The sequence below is a fragment of the Streptomyces sp. NPDC058246 genome (assembly GCF_042881985.1).
Lineage (GTDB): Bacteria > Actinomycetota > Actinomycetes > Streptomycetales > Streptomycetaceae > Streptomyces.
Genome location: NZ_JBHVWZ010000003.1, coordinates 366,808 through 379,227 on the forward strand (window position 1 = coordinate 366,808; position 12,420 = coordinate 379,227).

The following is a 12,420-nucleotide window of genomic DNA, read 5'->3' on the forward strand; positions in this document are numbered from 1 at the left end:
AGGTCAGTGCTGCGACGGGGTCGCCGAAGGCTTGGCGCCCTTCTTCAGGAAGCCCATGTCCTCGTAGACCGGGGTCTGGAAGCCGAAGGAGCCGGTGTTGGCGAGGTTGGCGCGGGCGGCGGTGAGCTGAGGGCGCTGGTAGAGGGGAATGGAGCCGGCGGCGGCCCAGATCCGGGCGTCTGCCTTGCGCATCAGCGCCCGCGCCTCGTCCTCGTCCAGCTCGGCGATAGCCTGATCGAACAGTTGATCGACCTGGTCGGTCCCGACGCGCGTGTAGTTCTGCTCGACGGTCAGCGAGCCGTCCGCCCCCGGCACCGGCTTCGCGTAGATCGGCCGTGCGTCGGTGGCGGGGAAGGCGGACGCGGGCCAGGAGTACAGCGCCAGGTCGTACTGACCCGAGGCAATGTGGTCCTTGAAGTAACTGTCGTCCGAGACCTTGGACACCTCGGTACGGATGCCGATGCGCTGCAGCATCTGCGAGATGCGGTCGGCGACGGCGCGCAGCGGCTCGGAGCCGGGCCCCGAGGGCAGCACGAAGCGGAGCGTCAGCGGCTTGCCGTCCTTGGCGAGCGCCGCGGCGGCCGCCGCCGCACCCGCGGGCGCGGCCGTGCCCTTGGGCGCGTACGCCCCCGACGCCCCGCCGTGCTTGACGAACTGCTTCCCGTCCAGGTGCTTGCCGGCCTGCTCGTCCGCGTGCTTCTGCTGCTCCTTGTGCGGATCGGAGTGCTTCTCGGAGTGCTTCTCCGAGTGGTCCCTGGGGTCCTTCTTCTCCCGGTCGGCGTCGGAGGGCTTGTTGTCCTCGCCGACGATGTACGTCCCGTCGTCGTCGGAGTCCTCGGACGCCTTCTTGCCCTTGGACCCGGCCGCCTTCTCCGTCTTCTTCTGTTCCTTGACCGGCCCTCCGGGCACCCATCCGGCGTCGGCGAGCAGCGCCTGCGCCTCGGCGGTGTCCTGGCCGCCGAGGGCGCCGCTGCCGTCGGCGTAGGCCTGCTGGCCGGCGAGGGCGAGGTGGCTGCCGACCGGCTCGGCGGGCAGGCCCAGCGGCTTGAGCACCACCTGGGCGAGTTCCTGGCGGTTGAGGGCGCGGGCCACGGCGCGGCGCACGCGCTCGTCGGCGAGCGGGCCCTCGGAGCCGTTGAGGGCGAGCTGGGTGAAGGCGGGTTCCAGGGACTTGCGGACCACGAAAGCGCCCAGCGCGGACTGCTGGTCGGGGACGCCCGCGGGCGCCTTGCTCCCCTTCTTCTCGCGCGCCTGCTTCTTGTCGTCGGCGGCCGCGCCGTCGGAGCCGTGCGCGGCGGCCGAGGAGGGCGATGCCGTTGCGGGAGTGGCCGAAGCACTGGCGCCCTGGAGCGGGGTGCTGCCCTTGTCGCGGGCCGCGAGCGTGATCCGCTCGGCCTCGGGGGGGTCGATCTCGGCCAGGTCGAGCCGGTCGGCGGCGAGCGCGGCGGCGCGCTGGTCGCGGGGGACGGCCAGCAGATCGATCTCGGCCAGCTTGGTGGGGCGGCCCCACCAGCGCGGGTTGCGGGTGAGGACGACCTCGCCGCTCTTGTGGTCCACCGTCTGCAGCGCGAAGGGCCCGGCGGTGACCTTCAGCTTCCGTCTCGCCCCGTCGTTGAAGGTGTCCGGGGTGCCCATGACGTCCTTCGGGTACAGCGGCGAGAACAGCGACTTCCAGTCGGCGTACGGACGGCTGAAGGTGACCCTGACCTCCAGGTCGTTCTTGCCGCGTTCGATCTTCTCGATACGGTCGTAGCCGGCGTTGCGGGCCGTCCAGTACGCGGAGTCCTTGCCGGACAGGGCGCGCCACTGGGCGGCGAAGTCGGCGGCGCCGATCTCGCGGCCGTCGCTCCAGACCGCCTGCTGGTTGAGCTTGTAGAGCACGACCTGCTTGGGCTCGCTCTCGATGACCTTCGCGGACTCCAGGAAGTCGTGGTTCTCCTGCGGGCGGCCGTTCGCGTCGAGCCGGAACATCGACGGCAGTACGGCACCGGCGACGCGGGACGTCGCGGCGTCGGCGTCCGCCTGGAACGTGTTCAGCGTCTCCGGTACGGCGTCCACCGCCCAGCGCAGGGTGCCGCCGTCGGCGATCAGGTCACGGGACGCGGGCGCGATGTCCTGCGCGGCGAGGGGCTTGCTCGCCTCCTCGTCGGCGCTGCAGGCGGAGAGGGCGGGTACCGCGAGCGCGCCCGCGGTGAGGAACGCGACCGAGCGCATCACCGCGCGCAGTCCGACGCCGTCGTGGGACATCACTGGTACCTCCGGGTCACCGCTCCGCTAGGGGGCGGGGTCGGCTCTGATCACGTTTGGCGGTATATGGAGCTGATCAGATGTATGCGCCCACTGAAGGGGAGCGGTGTCGTCTCCGGGCGGCGACACGGCGGGGTGGCCGCGAACCCCACCCGTGCGGCGCAATGCCCCCGGCGGCGGGGGCCGCTCTCCTGAGCTTTTTGCCCCCTCCGGCGGCCGGGGCCGCTCTCCGGAGTTTCTTCGCCCCCTCCGCCCCTACCCGTCCCTTGTTCCTGGGGGCTGCCGCCCCCAGACCCCCGCCTTCGGCCTGAACGGCCTCGTCCTCAAACGCCGGACGGGCTGAAACGGCCTGAGCGGGATCGTCCTCAAACGCCGGACGGGCTGAAACGGCCTGAGCGGGCTCGTCCTCGGACGCCGGACGGGCTGAAACGGCCTGAGCGGGCTCGTGCTCAAACGCCGGACGGGCTGTGTCACCCGCGTGCGAGGGGCGCGTTCTCGGTCGTGCGAGCCCCCAATCCGTGCACACGGGTTCCCACCGGTAGGTGTGACGCGCAACACTCGCAGGCGCATGAACGTTGCCGCCTTGGACCACAGCGTCCGCGGAAGTGAGGGCAAGTCATGTCCGTGCACGACGATCTGACATCAGTCCAGCGCTGCCTCGACGACCTGCACAGGTCGCTGGGCCGCCTGGAGCAGCAGATGGGCGGCGGCGGCCTGGAGATACGCCGGGTGCGTACCGACGCAGACCACCTGCGCGAGAGCGTCGCGCTGCTGCGCGAGGCCGCCCCAGGCCTGGCGGGGACACGCCGGCCCGACCTGGTCTCCATCCCCGACACCCCCTACGACAGCTCCCTGTGGACGGACTCGGACGACGAGGGACTCGGCGCCCGCGACCGCCACGCCCCCTGAACCCGACCGGAGTCATGAGTTGGCCACTGGTACGGAACCCCATCTGAACAGCGGCGGCGTACGCACCGGTACGCGCGCCGCGATCGCCGCCCCGCATCTGCGGACGGACCGCTGGTGGCTGGCGCCCGCCGTCACGGCGGCCGGGCTGCTGGCCTTCGTCGTGTACTCGACGTGGCGGGCCTTCGCGGACACGGACTACTACGCGGCGCCGTACGTCTCGCCGTTCTACTCGCCCTGTCTGGCGGAGCGGTGCAGAACCATGCACGCCGGACCGAACGCGGACCTCTTCGGGAGCTGGTGGGGCATCTCCCCCGCCATCATCATCCTGATCTTCCCGCTCGGCTTCCGGCTGACCTGCTACTACTACCGCAAGGCCTACTATCGCGGCTTCTGGGCGAGCCCGCCCGCCTGCGCGGTCGCCGAGCCGCACAAGAAGTACACGGGTGAGACCCGCTTCCCGCTGGTGCTCCAGAACATCCACCGGTACTTCTTCTACGCGGCGATCGTCGTCGCCGGGATTCTCACGTACGACACCGTGCTGTCCTTCCGCGACGAGCACTACCGGTGGGGCCATATGGGGCTCGGCACCCTGGTCTTCCTGGTCAACATCACGCTGATCTGGGCGTACACCCTCTCCTGCCACTCCTGCCGGCACATCGTCGGCGGGAAGCTGAAGCACTTCTCCAAGCACCCGGTGCGGTACCGGATGTGGCAGTGGGTCGGCAGGCTGAACGCCCGTCACATGCTGCTCGCCTGGGCGTCCTTGGTGAGCGTGGCACTCGCCGACTTCTACGTGTACCTGGTCGCGTCCGGCGCCTTCGCCGATCCGCGCTTCTTCTGAGTGAGTGGGGCCTTCTGATGTCCGTGGTCGATCGGCAGGAGTGGGACGTCGTCGTGGTCGGGGCCGGGGGCGCCGGACTGCGTGCCGCCATCGAGGCGCGGGAGCGCGGCGCCCGTACGGCCGTGATCTGCAAGTCGCTGTTCGGCAAGGCGCACACCGTGATGGCCGAGGGCGGCATCGCGGCCGCCATGGGCAACGTCAACTCCGGCGACAACTGGCAGGTCCACTTCCGCGACACCATGCGCGGCGGGAAGTTCCTCAACCAGTGGCGGATGGCCGAGCTGCACGCCCGCGAAGCACCCGACCGGGTATGGGAGTTGGAGACCTGGGGCGCCCTCTTCGACCGCACGAAGGACGGGCGGATTTCGCAGCGCAACTTCGGCGGTCACGAGTATCCGCGGCTCGCGCACGTGGGCGACCGGACCGGGCTCGAGCTCATCCGGACCCTCCAGCAGAAGATCGTCTCCCTCCAGCAGGAGGACATGAAGGAGACGGGCGGCTACGAGTCCCGGCTGAAGGTGTATCAGGAGTGCACCGTCACACGGGTCTTGAAGGACGACGGCGGCCGCGTCTGCGGGGTCTTCTGCTACGAGCGCGAGTCCGGGCGCTTCTTCGTGCTCGAAGCGCCCTCTGTCGTCATCGCCACCGGCGGCATCGGCAAGTCCTTCAAGGTGACGTCGAACTCGTGGGAGTACACCGGTGACGGGCACGCGCTCGCGCTCCTTGCCGGGGCGCCGCTGCTGAACATGGAGTTCGTGCAGTTCCATCCGACGGGCATGGTCTGGCCGCCGTCGGTGAAGGGGATCCTGGTCACCGAGTCCGTGCGGGGTGACGGCGGGGTGCTCAGGAACTCCGAGGGCAAACGGTTCATGTTCGACTACATCCCGGACGTCTTCAAGGAGAAGTACGCGCAGTCCGAGGAGGAGGGCGACCGCTGGTACGAGGACCCGGACCACAACCGGCGTCCCCCCGAACTGCTGCCCCGCGACGAGGTGGCGCGGGCCATCAACTCCGAGGTGAAGGCGGGACGCGGTTCGCCGCACGGCGGTGTCTTCCTGGACGTGTCCACGCGGATGCCCGCCGATGTCATCCGGCGCCGGCTCCCCTCCATGTACCACCAGTTCAAGGAGCTGGCGGACGTCGACATCACGGCGGAGGCGATGGAGGTCGGCCCGACCTGTCACTACGTGATGGGCGGCATCGCGGTCGACTCGGACACGGCGGCGGCACGCGGCGTACCGGGTCTCTTCGCGGCCGGTGAGGTCGCGGGCGGCATGCACGGCTCCAACAGGCTCGGCGGCAACTCCCTCTCCGACCTGCTGGTCTTCGGGCGGCGGGCCGGGCTGCACGCGGCCGAGTACGCGGCCGGCCTCGCCGAGGACCGCCCCGCCGTGGAAGAGATCCAGGTCGACACGGCGGCGGCCGAGGCACTCCGGCCCTTCTCCGCGGAGGGTCCGGAACCGGGCGCGGAGAACGGGCGCCCGCCCGAGAACCCGTACACCCTCCACCAGGAACTCCAGCAGGCCATGAACGACCTGGTCGGCATCATCCGCCGCGAGGCGGAGATGGAACAGGCCCTGGAAAAGCTTGCGGACCTGCGCGTACGGGCACGCAGGGCGGGAGTCGAAGGCCACCGGCAGTTCAACCCCGGCTGGCACCTCGCCCTCGACCTGCGCAACATGCTGCTGGTCAGCGAATGCGTGGCACGGGCGGCCCTGGAGCGTACGGAATCGCGCGGCGGCCACACCCGTGAGGACCACCCCACGATGGAGCGGGCCTGGCGCCGTATCAACCTGCTGTGCCAACTGACCGACCCGACAGGCGGCTTGGCGGCCACCGACCCCGTCGCGGGCCAGATCGACCTCGTACGAGAGACCACCGAACCCATCCGCCCCGACCTGCTCGCCCTCTTCGAGAAGGAGGAGCTGGTCAAGTACCTCGCCGAAGAGGAGCTGTACGAGTGAGCAGCTATGAGGCCCGCTTCAAGGTGTGGCGCGGGGATGTGAAGGGCGGCGGCCTGGAGGACTTCAAGGTCGAGGTGAACGACGGCGAGGTGGTGCTCGACATCGTCCACCGCCTCCAGGCGACGCAGGCGCCCGACCTGGCCGTGCGCTGGAACTGCAAGGCGGGCAAGTGCGGTTCGTGTTCGGCGGAGATCAACGGGCGGCCCCGGCTGATGTGCATGACGCGGATGTCGGTGTTCACGCGGGAGGAGACGATCACCGTCACTCCGCTGCGCGCCTTCCCGGTCGTACGGGATCTCGTCACGGACGTCGGCTTCAACTACGCGAAGGCGCGCGAGGTACCAGCCTTCGTGCCGCCCGCCGGTCTGGGGCCCGGGGAGTACCGGATGCAGCAGGAGGACGTCGACCGCTCGCAGGAGTTCCGCAAATGCATCGAGTGCTTCCTGTGCCAGGACACCTGCCATGTCGTCCGCGATCACGAGGAGAACAAGCCGGCCTTCGCGGGCCCGCGTTTCCTGATGCGGGTGGCGGAGCTGGACATGCACCCCCTGGACGCCGCCGCCGAGTCCGGCCTCGACCGCAAGCGCACCGCCCAGGAGGAGCACGGCCTCGGCTACTGCAACATCACCAAGTGCTGCACGGAGGTCTGCCCGGAAGGCATTCACATCACGGACAACGCGCTGATCCCCTTGAAGGAAAGGGCCGTTGACCGCAAGTACGACCCGCTGGTGTGGCTGGGGTCGAAGATCAGGAGGCGGGAGAGCTAGGGGTATCAGGGGGGCGGGAGAGCCAGGAGGATGGAGTGAGGAGGATCAGGAGGCGGGAGAGCCAGGAGGAGTGGAGGGGCCGCGGCGGCGGTCGCGGCTGGCGCGGAGCCCCAGCACACAGCTGGTGATCAGTCCGGCGCCGCTCACCAGGGCGCCGGCGAACTGGAGGGGGCCGGGGCCCAGCACGGCCAGGGTCAGCGACTGCAGCGCGACGGACGCCGTCAGCAGCAGGAGCGCTCGGCCCCACAGCCGGGGCCGGACGACCTGGCCCCGCGCCCGCACCCACCTCGGCAGCCGGCCGTCACGTACGGCGGCCGTTCCGACGGCGGCGGCCAGGCCGAGGGCCACGCCCTCGGCCAGCCCCAGCCCGAAGCGCCAGTCGGCCGTCATCGCTCGTCCGCCGTCATCGCCGTTCTCTCCGTCATCGCTCGTCTCTTCGTCATCGCTCGTCCGCCGGTGTCCGCGGGACCGGGCGGCCGGGACGGCGGGACGCGATCTGGAAGGCCGAGCCGAACAGGGCGACGGCCGTGCCGGTGAGCGCGTAGGGCGCCATGCCGATGTCGGGGCCGTGGAGCGGGCCGAGGAACAGGAACAGCGCCAGGCCCACGGCGCTCAGCACCGCCCCGTACCCCCACAGGGCCGGCCGCAGGACGGAGCCGCTGCCGAGCGGTGGCAGCCGGCCCGTCGTGATCGCGGCGACACCTGCTCCCGCCAGTGCGAGCAGAGCCCCCACGCCCGCCACCGCCATGTACGAGTAGTGCATCAGTCCCCCACTCCCGAGGCGTGCCGGGAACGGCATGCCGTGCTCAGATGATGGCACGCCCTCCCCCGCTCCGGCCCGGGTGCCGTCATCGGACCCAGCCCTCCCGATAGGCGGTCCAGTCCGCTTCCATGGCGGCGAAGTCGACGTACAGCGCGACGCCGAAACGCTCGCGGGTGCGGTCCGTGCGGGAGAGGCCGAGGCGGGTGCCGCGCACGGCCGCCGCGACCGTCTCCGCGGATGCGTAGTGGCCCCCTGCGGTCTCGTGGAAGAACGGCAGACCCATCCCCCGTGTCCGTCGCCCGGGCTTCCGGCACCCGCCCCGGTATCCCCGCGCTGCCCCCGGAGGCGGAATGCGTGCGCCCTGTTTCCATCCCCCGTGCCCCTCCCGTACGGCCCCGTATCCCCCGTACCTTGGGCGGCCCCATCTCGGCGCACGCCCGGTCGCGTCGGCGTGCGCGGGGTCATACGCTCCCAAATGTGACGTCGCCCCAGAGCCGGAACCGGTCGCGCCGAGCCACGTCCCACATAGCCGTGCGGGTGGCGCATGTCGTGCTCGGCGGGCTGGTGGCGGTGGGGTGGCTGGTGCTGCCGCTGGCGGGGATGGGGGCCCGGGACCCGATGACCGTGGCGCGCGTCGACGAGACGGTGGCGGCGGCCAAGCACACCACCGCCGACCCCGGCCAGGGCGGGACGTCCGCCGGGGATCTCGCGCTGCCCGTCGTCGCGGTGGGCGCCGCGGTGGTACTGGCGGCGTACGCGTCCGTGCGACGGACGCGCCGGGCGAGGACGCGTACGACACCGGGCGGCTCCGGCCCGCGCGTCGAACCGGTCCACGAACTCGACCGGCGGACCGGGACGTCACTGGTCGAGATCGACGACTGCGTTCGGACCAGTGCCGAGGAACTCGGTTGTGTCGCCGCCCAGTTCGGCCAGGCGGCGGTCAAGCCGTACGCGGATGCCCTGGCGTACGCGAAGTCCGAACTCGCGGCGGCCTTCCGGCTGCGGCAGCGGCTCGACGAGGCGGCCCCGCAGGACGCCCGGGGCATGCTGGAGGAGATCGTCCTGCGCTGCACGGAGGCGGGACGGCGGCTGGACTCGGAGGCGGCCGGCTTCGACCTGCTGCGCGCCCTGGAACGGAACACGGCCGCCGCACTGGACCACGCGGAGACCCGTTTCCGGGAGCTCGCCGCGCGCGCCCCGGCCACCGAGACGACCCTCGGCGACCTGCACAAGCGGTACGCGCCCTCCGCGTCCTTCCCGGTCGCGGGCCACGTCGAACACGCCAAGGACCGCCTCGTGTTCGCCACCTTCCATCTCAACCGGGCTCGGCAGGCCCTCGACCGGGGCGCCGACGGAGAGGCGGCCGCGTGTCTGCGCGCGGCGGAAGCCGCCGTGGACCAGGCCGGCGTCTTCATGGAGGGCGTCGACCGGCTCGCGGCCGAACTGGTCTCCGCCGCCGAGCGGTTGCCCACCGCACTGGCCGGAGTGGAGACCGACCTCGCCGAGGCCCACCGGCTGTCGGCGGCGGAACGCGTCGGTGAGCTGCCCGGCCATGTCGCGCACGCCGAGTCGCTGCTCGCCGGCGTGCGCCGGGACATGGCCGGCGGGCCGCACGACCCCCTGGACGTCCTGCGCCGCGTCGCCGAGGCGGGGGCGGTGCTCGCCGACGCGCAGGGCGGTTCCCCCTCCGACGAGCGTGCCCGTGAACTCCTCGACCAGGCCCTGCTTCCGACCCGCAGTGCTCTCGCCGTCGCGACGGGTTTCGTCACGACGCATCGCGGGGCGGTGGGCAGTGCTGCCCGCACGCGGCTGGCGGAGGCCGGACGCCGGCTCGACCTCTGCGAGATGGGGCCGGCCGACGCGCTCGCCCGGCAGGGGCGGGAGCTGGCCGAGCGGGATGTACGGACGTACGGGCATCCGTCCGGGGAGGACGAGGGGGCGGGCGGTGCCCTGCTGGGCGGGATCCTCCTGCCGGGCGGCGCCGCCGCGAGCTTCGGCGGGCCCCGAACGCGGGGGCGACGGGCGCTGCCGCCCGACTGAGGACTCCTTCGCCCCGGATACGGGACGGGTGGAGGCAGCCCCCGGATACAGGACGGGGGGCAGCCCCCGGGTACGGAACGGGCGGGGGTAGCGGGGCGGGCAAGGCCATCCCTCAGAGCAGGCTCACCTTCAGAGCAGGCTCACCTTCAGAACAGACTCACCTTCAGAACAGACTCACCCTCAGAACAGGCTCACCCTCAGAAGAGACTCAGCAAAGCCTCCGCCGGGTCCGTCAGGCCCGTCTCCCCGTCCGGCAGCGGGAGTTCGAACCAGACCGTCTTCCCCCGGGGGGTCCGGCGCGACCCCCAGGCCGCGGACAGCAGCCCGACGAGCTGCAACCCCCGGCCGCCCTCGTCCGTGTCACGGGCACGACGCCGCCGCGGCTGGACGAGCCCCGCGTCCCACACCTCGCACACAAGCGTCCGGTCAAGCAGCAGCCGCAGCCTGATCTCGCCCTCCCCGTACCGCAGCGCATTGGTCACCAGCTCGCTGACCAGGAGCTCGGCCGTGTCGACGAGGGGTCCAAGTCCCCAGGACACCAGCTGCGTACGGGCGTATTCGCGGGCACGTCCCACGCTGCGCGGCTCCCGCGGCAGCGTCCAGTCGCCGACGGATTCCGCGGGCAGCCCCTGGACTCGTGCCATCAGCAGCGCGATGTCGTCCTCGCCGTGGTGGGTGTCGAGGGTGCTCAGGACGTGGTCGCAGACGTCCTCCAGCGGGCTGGAGGGGTCCGTGAGGGCGCCGACGAAGGCCTGCAGGCCCTCGTCGAGGGGATGGTCGCGCGATTCGACCAGTCCATCCGTGTAGAGCGCCAACAGCGCACCTTCGGGTAGTTCGACCTCCACCTCCTCGAAGGGCTCGCCGCCCACCCCGAGCGGCATCCCGGGCGGCACGTCGAGCATCAGCGCGCTCTCGCCGGGCTCGACCAGCACGGGCGGCAGATGGCCCGCGTTGGCGAAGGTGCACCGGCGCGTCACGGAGTCGTAGACGGCGTACACGCAGGTCGCGAGGTACACCTCGGAGAGGTCGGCGTCGCGGGGCTGGCGGGCCGTGCGGGTGGCCTGCTGGACCCCGCCGGGTGTGCCGAGGCCGCGCGCGATCTCGTCCAGGGCGGAGAGGACTTCGGCCGGTTCCAGGTCCAGGAGCGCCAAGGTCCGTACGGCCGTGCGGAGTTCCCCCATCGCCACCGCGGCGCGCAGGCCACGCCCCATCACGTCCCCCACCACCAACGCCGTGCGGTGGCCGGGCAGTTCGATGACGTCGAACCAGTCGCCGCCGACCTCGGTGGCGGCGTTTCCGGGGAGGTAGCGGCAGGCGATGTCCAGGCCGGAGGCCTCCGGGTCGCCCGGCGGCAGCAGGGACCGCTGCAGGATCAGCGCGCGCTCGTGCTCTCGGCGGTACAGGCGCGCGTTGTCGATACAGACTGCGGCGCGCGCGGCCAGCTCCACCGCGAGCGCCCGGTCGCGTTCCCCGAACGGCTCGCTGCCCTTCGTACGGGAGAACTGGGCGAGCCCGACGACGGTGTCGTGGGCGACCATCGGGACCGCGAGGGTGGACTGTATGAGGCCACCCTCTTCGGCGGGGATGTGCTGGGGGCGGGCGGTGCGCAGGGCGTCCGCGCAGGGCGAGTTGAAGGGGTAGTGGTGGACCGCGCCCACGGCGACCGGTGCCGGTCCGCCGACGAAGGGCGCGTCGGAGACGGCGCTGGCGAACGCGACGCGGCGGAGCTCGGCGCTGCCGTCGGCCAGGCCCGGCGGGGTCTCGTCGCCGGCCAGCAGGCCCTGGTACAGGTCCACCGTCGCCAGATCGCAGAAGCCGGGGACGACGACGTCGAGGAGTTCGCGGGCGGTGGTCTCCAGGTCGAGGGAGTTGCCGATACGGGCCCCTGCCTCGTTCAGAAGGGCGAGATTGCGCCGCGCGGCGGCGGCCTCGCGGGCGGCGGCGCGGCGGGCCGTGATGTCGGTTCCGAGCCACGCGATGCCGATGGGGCGGCCGCTTCCGCTGTGCACGCGGTAGAGGTTGATGGACCAGTGGCGACGCTCGTCGGAGCCGGGCGCATGGCCCGTGACGTGCATGTCCGTGATGGAGTCGCCGGTTTCCAGGACGCGCCGCAGCGTCGCCGAGACCCGCTCGGCCTCCGCACGCGGCAGATAGTCGTGGACGCCCTTGCCCCGGTGGTCCTCGACGCTGCCGCCGAATGTCGAGGCGAACCGCTGGTTGGCGCGGCGGACCCGCAGTTCCGTGTCGATCAGCAGGAAGCCGAACGGAGATTGACCGAAAATCGCCTGCGAGGCGGCGAGGTCCGTCTCGATCCGGCGCAGTGTGCGGACGTCCACGACGATGCATACGGCGGCCCGCTCGCCGTCCTCCGTGGTGGTGGGCATCACATAGACCTCGGCGAGCCCCTCGGTGCCTTCCCCGCCCTCACCGCCCTCGCCGCCCTCCTCGGGCGCGGGCATCCGGAAGGGAACCACACCGGTCCACTCCCGGCCGTCCAGGATCTCCGCCATCTTGCGCTGCCCGAACTCACGCCGGTCGGGGGCGACGAACGCCTCGATGGGGTCCATGCCGACAGCACGCTCGGAGGAGATGCCGAAGAGCTGCTCGGCCCGCAGACTCCACTGGTCGACGAGCCCGTCGGCGCCGATGGAGAACGAGGCGACCTTGATGTAGTCGTAGATCGAACCGGGCGGACTGCTCTGCCACATCGCGTCGCCCGCCGCCTCACCGGCCATGCCGTCGGCGATGCCGCCCGTCGCCCCGCCCACGGCGGACTCGCCCAGGGCCTCAGCCCTCGCGCCGTCCGACGGGTCCTCGGACTCCGCGCCCTTCGCTGGTATCTCGCTCACGCGAACCGTCCCCTCCAGCTCACCGCGTCCGGCACCGGTC

At 71.7% G+C, this 12,420-nt stretch carries 9 protein-coding genes and 1 pseudogene; 5 read left to right on the plus strand and 5 right to left on the minus strand.

Translation table 11 applies throughout. The features are described from left to right. Positions 1-3: 3 nt before the first annotated feature. Complete coding sequence (locus ACFVXA_RS06635) at positions 4-2,247, minus strand: ABC transporter family substrate-binding protein (protein WP_390024026.1); 2,244 nt, start codon at positions 2,245-2,247, stop codon at positions 4-6. Positions 2,248-2,865: 618 nt separating this feature from the next. Here ACFVXA_RS06635 and ACFVXA_RS06640 point away from each other — a divergent pair. From ACFVXA_RS06640 to ACFVXA_RS06655, 4 genes are read left to right on the plus strand one after another with little or no spacing between them, the layout of a single operon-like run. Further along, positions 2,866-3,156 (plus strand): hypothetical protein, encoded by a 291-nt coding sequence (locus tag ACFVXA_RS06640; protein WP_383742334.1) that lies wholly within the window; start codon positions 2,866-2,868, stop codon positions 3,154-3,156. Positions 3,157-3,175: 19 nt separating this feature from the next. Further along, complete coding sequence (locus tag ACFVXA_RS06645; RefSeq protein WP_362029459.1) at positions 3,176-3,997, plus strand: hypothetical protein; 822 nt, start codon at positions 3,176-3,178, stop codon at positions 3,995-3,997. Positions 3,998-4,014: 17 nt separating this feature from the next. Next, positions 4,015-5,961, plus strand: a complete 1,947-nt coding sequence (locus ACFVXA_RS06650; protein ID WP_390024028.1) for a fumarate reductase/succinate dehydrogenase flavoprotein subunit — start codon at positions 4,015-4,017, stop codon at positions 5,959-5,961. Next, positions 5,958-6,728: a succinate dehydrogenase/fumarate reductase iron-sulfur subunit gene (locus tag ACFVXA_RS06655; RefSeq protein ID WP_362029453.1), complete on the plus strand. Its 771-nt coding sequence runs from the start codon at positions 5,958-5,960 to the stop codon at positions 6,726-6,728. Before ACFVXA_RS06650 ends, ACFVXA_RS06655 begins: the two co-directional genes overlap by 4 nt. Positions 6,729-6,773: 45 nt before the next feature. Here ACFVXA_RS06655 and ACFVXA_RS06660 read toward each other — a convergent pair whose 3' ends face one another. From ACFVXA_RS06660 to ACFVXA_RS06670, 3 genes and pseudogenes are all read right to left on the minus strand, one after another. Then, on the minus strand, positions 6,774-7,118 hold the full coding sequence (locus ACFVXA_RS06660) for a hypothetical protein (RefSeq protein WP_390024030.1): 345 nt from the start codon (positions 7,116-7,118) through the stop codon (positions 6,774-6,776). 49 nt (positions 7,119-7,167) lie between these two features. Then, positions 7,168-7,548 carry a hypothetical protein gene (locus ACFVXA_RS06665; protein WP_390024032.1) on the minus strand — a complete coding sequence of 127 codons (381 nt, stop codon included), beginning with the start codon at positions 7,546-7,548 and terminating at the stop codon, positions 7,168-7,170. Positions 7,549-7,576: 28 nt separating this feature from the next. After that, positions 7,577-7,774 (minus strand): annotated as a pseudogene (locus tag ACFVXA_RS06670) (hypothetical protein); the annotation flags it as partial. 194 nt (positions 7,775-7,968) lie between these two features. Here ACFVXA_RS06670 and ACFVXA_RS06675 point away from each other — a divergent pair. Then, positions 7,969-9,531 (plus strand): hypothetical protein, encoded by a 1,563-nt coding sequence (locus tag ACFVXA_RS06675; protein WP_384018331.1) that lies wholly within the window; start codon positions 7,969-7,971, stop codon positions 9,529-9,531. Between the two features lie 197 nt (positions 9,532-9,728). On the opposite strand, the gene ACFVXA_RS06680 is transcribed toward ACFVXA_RS06675, so the two are convergent. Continuing rightward, complete coding sequence (locus ACFVXA_RS06680) at positions 9,729-12,380, minus strand: SpoIIE family protein phosphatase (protein WP_390024034.1); 2,652 nt, start codon at positions 12,378-12,380, stop codon at positions 9,729-9,731. Between the last annotated feature and the right edge of the window lie 40 nt (positions 12,381-12,420).

What these genes read in the sequence shown, in the direction of transcription:
- ACFVXA_RS06635 (WP_390024026.1), bottom strand. Translation starts at nt 2,247, where the DNA reads ATGTCCCACGACGGCGTCGGACTGCGCGCGGTGATGCGCTCGGTCGCG.
- ACFVXA_RS06640 (WP_383742334.1), top strand. Translation starts at nt 2,866, where the DNA reads ATGTCCGTGCACGACGATCTGACATCAGTCCAGCGCTGCCTCGACGAC.
- ACFVXA_RS06650 (WP_390024028.1), top strand. Translation starts at nt 4,015, where the DNA reads ATGTCCGTGGTCGATCGGCAGGAGTGGGACGTCGTCGTGGTCGGGGCC.
- ACFVXA_RS06660 (WP_390024030.1), bottom strand. Translation starts at nt 7,118, where the DNA reads ATGACGGCCGACTGGCGCTTCGGGCTGGGGCTGGCCGAGGGCGTGGCC.